The 7,994-nt window shown below is 47.2% G+C and carries 7 protein-coding genes and 1 pseudogene; 7 read left to right on the forward strand and 1 reads right to left on the reverse strand.

Annotation, left to right across the window (positions count from 1 at the left end; genetic code table 11):
* Positions 1-18: 18 nt before the first annotated feature.
* From A1332_RS26490 to A1332_RS05590, 5 genes and pseudogenes are all read left to right on the forward strand, one after another.
* Positions 19-537 (forward strand): annotated as a pseudogene (locus A1332_RS26490) (REP-associated tyrosine transposase).
* Positions 538-682: 145 nt separating this feature from the next.
* Positions 683-2,104, forward strand: coding sequence for a restriction endonuclease subunit S (locus A1332_RS05575; protein WP_064007566.1), 1,422 nt, complete (start codon positions 683-685; stop codon positions 2,102-2,104).
* Positions 2,104-2,511 carry a four helix bundle protein gene (locus A1332_RS05580; protein ID WP_064007567.1) on the forward strand — a complete coding sequence of 136 codons (408 nt, stop codon included), beginning with the start codon at positions 2,104-2,106 and terminating at the stop codon, positions 2,509-2,511. Before A1332_RS05575 ends, A1332_RS05580 begins: the two co-directional genes overlap by 1 nt.
* A 157-nt stretch (positions 2,512-2,668) precedes the next feature.
* Positions 2,669-3,145, forward strand: a complete 477-nt coding sequence (locus A1332_RS05585; protein ID WP_419865988.1) for a zeta toxin family protein — start codon at positions 2,669-2,671, stop codon at positions 3,143-3,145.
* A complete protein-coding gene (locus A1332_RS05590; protein ID WP_064007569.1) occupies positions 3,142-3,339 on the forward strand; it encodes a hypothetical protein in 198 nt (65 codons plus the stop codon). Before A1332_RS05585 ends, A1332_RS05590 begins: the two co-directional genes overlap by 4 nt.
* A gap of 216 nt (positions 3,340-3,555) precedes the next feature.
* On the opposite strand, the gene A1332_RS25595 is transcribed toward A1332_RS05590, so the two are convergent.
* A complete protein-coding gene (locus A1332_RS25595) occupies positions 3,556-3,714 on the reverse strand; it encodes a hypothetical protein (RefSeq protein ID WP_197491401.1) in 159 nt (52 codons plus the stop codon).
* Positions 3,715-3,791: 77 nt separating this feature from the next.
* On the opposite strand from A1332_RS25595, the gene A1332_RS05595 reads away from it, so the two are divergent.
* Positions 3,792-6,941 carry a type I restriction endonuclease subunit R gene (locus tag A1332_RS05595; protein WP_064007570.1) on the forward strand — a complete coding sequence of 1,050 codons (3,150 nt, stop codon included), beginning with the start codon at positions 3,792-3,794 and terminating at the stop codon, positions 6,939-6,941.
* The gene (locus A1332_RS05600; protein ID WP_064007571.1) at positions 6,941-7,654 is read left to right on the forward strand and encodes a M48 family metallopeptidase; all 714 of its coding nucleotides are present in this window, start codon (positions 6,941-6,943) and stop codon (positions 7,652-7,654) included. Before A1332_RS05595 ends, A1332_RS05600 begins: the two co-directional genes overlap by 1 nt.
* Positions 7,655-7,994: the final 340 nt, after the last annotated feature.

Below are 7,994 nucleotides of genomic sequence, written 5' to 3' on the forward strand. Positions count from 1 at the left end.
ACACCCATTCAACACCCCATGAGTAACTATCAACGCCTGCGCCTCACCGGCGCCTGTTATTTTTTTACCGTCGTCACATGGCGGCGCAAGCCAATATTTACCGATAACAACAAGGTTCAACTGCTCCGTGATGCCTTGCGCAAGGTCAAGGAAGCACAACCGTTTCATATCGACGCCATCGTGGTGTTACCCGACCACCTGCATTGCATCTGGCAAATGCCGCAAAACGACGCGGATTATTCATCCCGCTGGAGGGATATAAAAAAAGCCGTTTCCCGCCAAATCGATACCACCACCAACGCCCGACACGAGCGATTGATTTGGCAGCGCCGGTTTTAGGAACATACCATCCGTAATGAGCACGATTGGCAACGGCACATGGATTACATTCATTACAATCCAGTCAAACACGGATTGGTGAAACAACCCAGTGATTGGCCGTGGTCATCGTTCGCCAATGCGGTAAAAAAAGGTTGGTACACTGCCGATTGGGGCGCACAACCGCCAAGCCATATCAGCGACATGGAGATCGAATGACCAATTCCATCCACAACATAAATAGAAAAAATGTAGGGTGGATAAGCGCCAGCGCATCCACCGAGCCAACGTGCATTGTTAGGCCAATATTGGTGGATGCGCATTCGCTTATCCACCCTACACTGGCTTCGATATTGGCGGCAGCATGACAGCCAATAATCAAGTTGCTGAGGCGAGTGTTAAGTATTTGGCGGAAGCAGCTGGGCAGACTTTGCCTGCTGGCTATAAGCAGACGGAAGTGGGGGTAATACCAATCGATTGGGAACTCTCAACAATTGGTAGCTACACGACGTGGATGTCGGGCGGTACGCCCAGTAGAAGCAATGATGAATTCTGGAATGGTTCTATTCCGTGGATCAGCGGTTCAACGCTTAAAAGTTTTGAAATTTCAACTTCAGATCAATTTCTGAGTGAAGTGGCAGTTACAGCTGGAAGTAAAATGGCTCCATTAGGTGCTATTTTATTGTTAGTAAGAGGTAGCGCTCTCCACAACGAGATAAGAGCCGGAATGGTCGTTGAACCAGTGGCGTTTAATCAAGATGTAAAAGCATTAGTTCCAGCTAAAGGTTTAGATGCCAGATTTTTAACATTTTTTATTCTGGGAATGGAAAGCGAACTCTTAAAGTTAGTGAGTTCTGCTGGAAATAGTGCAGGAGTACTAGATACCGAGTTAGTCAAAAACTTCAGGTTATTTTTGCCGCCGCACCATGAACAAACCGCCATCGCCAACGCCCTATCCGATGTTGATGCGCTGATTAACGAGCTGGAAAAACTGATTGCCAAAAAACAGGCCATCAAAACCGCCACCATGCAGCAACTCCTCACCGGCAGGACACGCCTGGCGGAGTTTAGTGGAAAGTTGAAAGTGGAGAATGGAGAGTTAAAAAACCCCAACCACTCTCAACTGTCAACTCTCAATTCTCAACTCAAAAAAGGCTATAAGCAGAGTGAGTTGGGGGAGGTTCCGGAGGATTGGAACCTCATGACAATTGATGACGTTGCTAACTTCTCTGGAGGTTCACAGCCACCTAGAAGCACTTTTATATCTAGCCCGAAAGCTGGTTATATTCGCTTAATTCAAATTCGGGACTATAAGACATCTGAATATGAAACCTACATACCTGAGCTGTTTGCAAGAAAAAAATGCAATTCAACCGATATTATGATTGGTCGGTATGGGCCACCAATATTCCAAATTCTTAGAGGGATAGAGGGAGCATATAATGTGGCATTGATTAAAGCCTCTCCGAAAGAAGCGATCAATCAAGAATATTTATATTACGTATTAAAGAGCGAAAAGCTATTTGCGTTAATGGATATGCTTTCTCAGCGCTCATCTGGGCAAACTGGTGTGGAGCTTCCGGCATTAAAAGCTTACCTGTTACCTTTACCTAGTAAACTAGAACAAACCGCCATCGCCACCATCCTGTCAGACATGGACGCCGACATCCAAACCCTGCAACAACGCCTGAGCAAAACCCGCCACATCAAACAAGGCATGATGCAGGAGTTATTAACCGGAAGAATCCGGTTAATAAGTGGAAAGTTGACAGTGGAGAATGGATAATGAAAGAGCAAGAAAATTCTCAATTATCAACTGTCAATTCTCCATTTACGAAGCGCAATCCCATTAGCGAAAAAAGCTTTGCCTTCGCCTTGCGCGTAGTAAAGATGTCGAAATTTTTGCAAAGCAATAAAAAAGAATACGTGTTAAGTAAACAAGTGTTACGAAGTGGCACGGCGATTGGGGCTTTGGTGCGTGAGGCAGAACATGCGCAGAGTAAGGCTGATTTCATCAACAAAATGAGTATTGCCCTTAAGGAAGCAAACGAAACCGATTATTGGATTGAGTTATTATATCAATCTGGCGAAATCACCCTGGAAAGCTATCAATCCATCAAACCGGATATTCAGGAGTTATTGAAACTACTGGTTTCAATCGTCAAAACATCCAGGGAGCGCTCAGCATTATGAACGTCCACTATTCACTTTCCATTCTCAATTTTCCATTGATCCTCTTGCTATGAATGGATTAACAGCACCGATTTGTCGAATCATTGCCGGGCCAAATGGTGCGGGTAAAACCACCTTTGCACTAAAATTCTTGCCAAAAGCCCAATGCCTGAATTTTGTGAATGCCGATTTAATTGCTGCCGGTTTATCGCCATTGGCTCCAGAGCAGCAAATCATGGCCGCCAGTCGCTTGTTTCTGGGCGAAATTGAGCAGCATATTCAGGCCCGCCGTGATTTTGCCTTTGAAACCACCTTGTCGGGTCGAATCTATTTACGATTGATTGAACGGATGCGGGCTGAAGGTTGGCGTGTTGAGTTGTATTATCTGGCGTTGCCTTCTGTGGAAATGTCGCAACGACGTGTCGCGGAGCGCGTTTCGCACGGCGGCCATTCTATTTCCTTGCGGGATATTACTCGACGATTTCCACGCAGTTTGCATAACTTGTTTTACCATTTCAGTAATGCGGTCGATCAAACCCTTTGCTTTCTCAATACGGGAGAGCAACCCGAACTCGTCTTCGAGCAGTACAGCGCAGAGCGTGTCATTATTGATGAAGCACTCTATAGCCAGCTTTTACAGGAGGCCAACCCATGATTACAGCCAGTCAACAAGCCCGAGAAATTTTGGATATTTTGCGTTTTGCCGTTACCGAGGAACTGGAGCGTAAAAAGCGCTTGGGACACTACGCGGTGATTTGGCAAGACGGGAAGCCAGCGTTGATTGGCGCAGAAAGTGACCCTGTTTTGGCTCAGCCATCATTAGAGCAAGACAACAGTCCTAGTTTTTGAAATAGGTTGCTTATCAAAATAGCTGCGCTTTAAGTCCGAGGATGAGCAATATTCCGCATTGGGCGTAATTTGCTTGATGGTTGCTTGACTGGCGGGGTCGAATAGCAAATATAATTTTGTTATATCATTGAAAATAAATGACAAACTTTCTAGTTTTTGCTTGATGACTAAACTGTTTTTTGATTGCTTGGTTTGAACTATGTGGAAACCAAGCGTTTAATCGGCTAGTTCCAAGTCGCGGAATTTGTGATTATTGGATTTGAGCGCCTGCTCGATAGCCTGCACAGACTGCCCTGTTTCGATGGCACTTGAACTGGCAACGGCCCGGAAAATACGGGCTTTTTTGACTTTCTTAGTGGGTTTTCGTGCTGCCATGACCTAAACCAGTAACGATGATTTTTGATTATAACTGCTCGGTGGACTGATAACGATATGAGAACAGGGAGTATCAAATGAGCATTGTGGGACAACGCGAACGCACCACGCAAAACCGTATCGTTGCATTCTTTCAAAATGAGTTGGGCTACCGTTATCTGGGCGATTGGCAAGATCGCGCAGGCAACAAAAACATCGAAACCGGCTTGCTAACCGCTTGGCTGCAAAAACGCGGTGTTAGTGATGCGTTGATTACCCGCGCCATCCGCCAACTGGATACGGCTGCGGCTCTAGGCGAAGGCAAAAAGCTGTATTACGCCAACAAGGATGTGTACCGCCTGCTGCGCTATGGCGTGAAAGACAAAGAAGGTGCGGGTGAGCAAAATCAAACCGTGTGGTTGATCGACTGGAATAACCCGGAAGCCAACGACTTTGCTATTGCCGAAGAAGTGTCGCTCAAGGGCGAAAACAAAAAGCGCCCGGATTTGGTGTTGTACGTCAACGGCATTGCTTTGGGCATACTGGAGCTGAAGCGCTCGTCGGTGTCGGTGGCCGAAGGCATACGCCAGAATCTGGACAATCAGAAAAAAGACTTCATCCGTAATTTCTTCACCACCCAGCAACTGGTGATGGCGGGTAACGATACGCAGGGCTTGCGTTACGCGCCGATTGAAACCCCGGAAAAGTATTATCTGGAGTGGAAAGAAAATAATGTAGGTTGGGCTGAGCAAAGCGAAGCCCAACAAAATCAAAATGTTGGGCTTCATTGCATTCAGCCCAACCTACATAAATTGGATTTTCATTTAAGCCGCATCTGCAACAAACAGCGCTTCTTGCAGATCATTCACGACTTTATGGTGTTTGATGCCGGTGTGAAGAAAACCTGTCGGCATAACCAGTTTTTTGGTATCGAGGCCGCCAAGCAACATGTGGCCCGCCGAGAAGGCGGCATCATTTGGCACACCCAGGGTTCGGGTAAAAGCTTGACCATGGTGTGGCTGGCGAAGTGGATTCGAGAGAATGTGAAAGATAGCCGGGTGTTGATCGTCACCGACCGCACCGAGCTGGATGAGCAGATTGAAAAAGTCTTTACCGGTGTCGATGAAGCCATTTACCGCAGCAAAAGCGGTTCTGATCTGGTTGCCACGTTAAATCAGCCTAATCCCTGGCTGGTGTGTTCGTTGGTACATAAATTCGGTCGGCAATCCGAAGGTGAAGATGAAGGTGCCACGGATGCCTTTATCGAAGAATTGAAAAAATCCCTGCCCAACGATTTCAAGGTCAAAGGTGATTTGTTCGTGTTTGTCGATGAGTGTCACCGCACCCAGTCCGGCAAATTGCATGAAGCCATGAAGACCATTTTGCCCAATGCGCTGTTTATCGGCTTTACCGGTACACCGCTGATGAAAAAGGACAAGAAAAAATCCGTGGAGGTGTTCGGGCCGTATATCCACACCTACAAATTCGATGAGGCGGTGGCCGATGGCGTGGTGCTGGATTTGCGTTATGAGGCGCGGGACATCGATCAGCACATCACCTCGCAAAAGAAAGTCGATGAGTGGTTTGAAGCTAAAACCCGTGGCTTATCCAATATCGCCAAAACCCAGCTCAAGCAAAAATGGGGCACTTTGCAAAAGGTGTTATCCAGCAAGTCGCGCTTGCAACAGATCGTCAATGACATCTTACTAGACATGGACACCAAGCCTCGGTTGATGGACGGCTATGGCAATGCCATGTTGGTGTGCGCCAGTGTCTATCAGGCGTGTAAGGCCTATGAAATGTTCAGCCAGTCGGATTTAGCCGGTAAGGTGGCGATTGTCACCAGCTTCCAGCCCACCGCTACCAGTATCCGTGGCGAAGAAACCGGCGAGGGTTTGACCGAGAAGTTATTCAAATACGACATCTATCGCAAGATGCTGGCCGACTACTTTGAGCAGCCGGAAGATGTAGCAGCGAGTCGAGTTGAAGAGTTTGAAAAGGCGGTTAAAAAGCGCTTCATCGAAGAGCCGGGGCAAATGCGTTTGCTGATTGTGGTGGATAAATTGCTGACGGGTTTCGATGCGCCCTCTGCGACCTATTTGTACATCGACAAGCAAATGGCCGATCACAACTTGTTCCAGGCGATTTGCCGAGTTAACCGGCTGGACGGCGATGATAAGGAATACGGTTACATCGTCGATTACAAGGATTTGTTCCGTTCGTTGGATAAGGCTATTACCAACTATACCCAAGGTGCTTTTGATGGCTACGACCAAGAAGATGTCGCCGGACTGCTGAAAGACCGGCTGGAACAGGCTCGACTGGATTTGGACAATGCCTTAGAAATGGTTCGTGCCTTGTGCGAGCCGGTTAAAGCGCCACGCGCTACCCAAGATTACATTCATTATTTTTGCGGTGAATCTGGGGTTAACCCGGACGCGCTGAGTGAGAAAGAAGCGTTGCGTCTAACCCTGTATCAAAACGTGGCCAAGCTGATTCGGGCGTTTGCCAATATTGCTAACGAACTGCCGCAAGCCGGATTTACCAGTGTTGAAGCCGAGCAGATTCGTGCGGAAGTGGCGCATTACGAAAAAGTGCGTGATGAGGTGAAATTGGCCAGTGGCGACTTGATCGATATGAAACGCTTTGAACCGGCTATGCGGCATCTGCTTGATATGTATATCCGTGCGGACACCAGTGAACAGTTGATGGATTTTGAAGAACTTGGGCTAATCCAACTAATCGTTGAAAAAGGCATTGAAGCGACGGAATCTCTACCGGAAAGCATTCGCAAAAATCAGGATGCTATGGCGGAAACCATCGAAAATAATGTCCGTCGCACCATTGTTGATGAAAACCCGGTCAACCCAAAATACTACGAACACATGTCGGTGTTACTGGATGAGTTAATTAAGCAGCGTCGGCAAAAGGCCATTGACTATCAAGAATACCTGGAACGAATTCGTGAGTTATCCAGAAAAGTGATTCGTCCGGAACAAGCCAGCTTCAGCTATCCATCATCGCTAGATAGTCAAGCCAAGCGGGCCTTCTATGATAACTTTGGCCAGGATGAAGTGCTGGCTACCAAAATCGATAGTGCCATTCGCTTTACCAAGAAAGCCGATTGGGTGGGTGACCGCTTTAAGGAGCGCGAAATTGCCAATGCGATTCGGGAAGAAACCACAGGCTATGACATCGATATTCCCAGCGTGATGGAATTGGCTAAAGCGCAGAAGGATTATCACTAATGCCACAGATGCAGATTGGCTCGTTATCGCTGCAACTGAATCGCAAGGCCATTAAAAACCTGCATATCAGCGTGCTGCCTCCCGATGGCCGCATTCGTGTGGCGGCGCCGGAACAGATGACTGACACGGCAATTCGTATGGCCGTGATCAGCCGCATACCTTGGATTAAAAAGCAGCAACGCGACTTTGCCGCACAACCCCGGCAGTCAGATCGAGAGATGGTCAGTGGCGAATGCCATTACTTTTGGGGCAAACCCCACCGCTTAAACTTAGTAGAACGGGTGGGTCGGCATGAAGTTAAGGTATCGGGCGGCAAAATTCATTTGTTTGTCAATCCCGGTACCTCGGTTGAGAATCGGGCCTTGGTCTTAGCGGAGTTTTATCGCGCCAGGTTAAAAGCCCAGGTTGAAAAACTAATCCCGGAATGGCAACAGCGCGTGGCGGTTGAGCTTGCCGATTGGAGTGTCAAAAAGATGAAAACCAAGTGGGGTAGCTGCAATGTTGGCGCAAAACGCATCTGGTTTAATTTGGAATTGGCTAAAAAACCACCGGAGTGCTTGGAATACATTTTGGTCCACGAACTAATTCACTTACTAGAGCGGAAGCATAACGAACGCTTTCGTGCTCATATGGATAAATTCATGCCCAATTGGCGGGAACGCCGGGATTTGCTGAACACTTTACCCCTAGCTTTTGGCACATGGACTTACTAAATCAAACTATCGATAGGAAAATCTCAATACTAAAAACCGTCGTATTAATTATAAATCTCTAAAATATCAGGTGCGCAAATAGTATGAAATTTTGCACTGCCCCACTCCCGGCTAAGAAAATACCTTCAACCGCTCTGCGGCCCCATCCTCATCCAAACCACCGGCAATCCGTTGACACAAGGCCTGATTGGACTACATTTATCGGCAGTTTGGTTTAGCCGTTAAGCTTTCTACCACCGGCCAAGGCGATTATCAGTTGAATTAATGCCGATATTTGAATAATTAACCATAAGGAGTCTTAATGAATAAAGAAGCGGCAAAGAGAAATAGTCAAATCTGG

The sequence above is a fragment of the Methylomonas methanica genome (assembly GCF_001644035.1).
GTDB lineage: Bacteria > Pseudomonadota > Gammaproteobacteria > Methylococcales > Methylomonadaceae > Methylomonas > Methylomonas methanica_A.

What these genes read in the sequence shown, in the direction of transcription:
- A1332_RS05600 (WP_064007571.1), top strand. Translation starts at nt 6,941, where the DNA reads ATGCCACAGATGCAGATTGGCTCGTTATCGCTGCAACTGAATCGCAAG.
- A1332_RS05590 (WP_064007569.1), top strand. Translation starts at nt 3,142, where the DNA reads ATGATTACAGCCAGTCAACAAGCCCGAGAAATTTTGGATATTTTGCGT.
- A1332_RS25595 (WP_197491401.1), bottom strand. Translation starts at nt 3,714, where the DNA reads ATGGCAGCACGAAAACCCACTAAGAAAGTCAAAAAAGCCCGTATTTTC.
- A1332_RS05575 (WP_064007566.1), top strand. Translation starts at nt 683, where the DNA reads ATGACAGCCAATAATCAAGTTGCTGAGGCGAGTGTTAAGTATTTGGCG.
- A1332_RS05595 (WP_064007570.1), top strand. Translation starts at nt 3,792, where the DNA reads ATGAGCATTGTGGGACAACGCGAACGCACCACGCAAAACCGTATCGTT.
- A1332_RS05580 (WP_064007567.1), top strand. Translation starts at nt 2,104, where the DNA reads ATGAAAGAGCAAGAAAATTCTCAATTATCAACTGTCAATTCTCCATTT.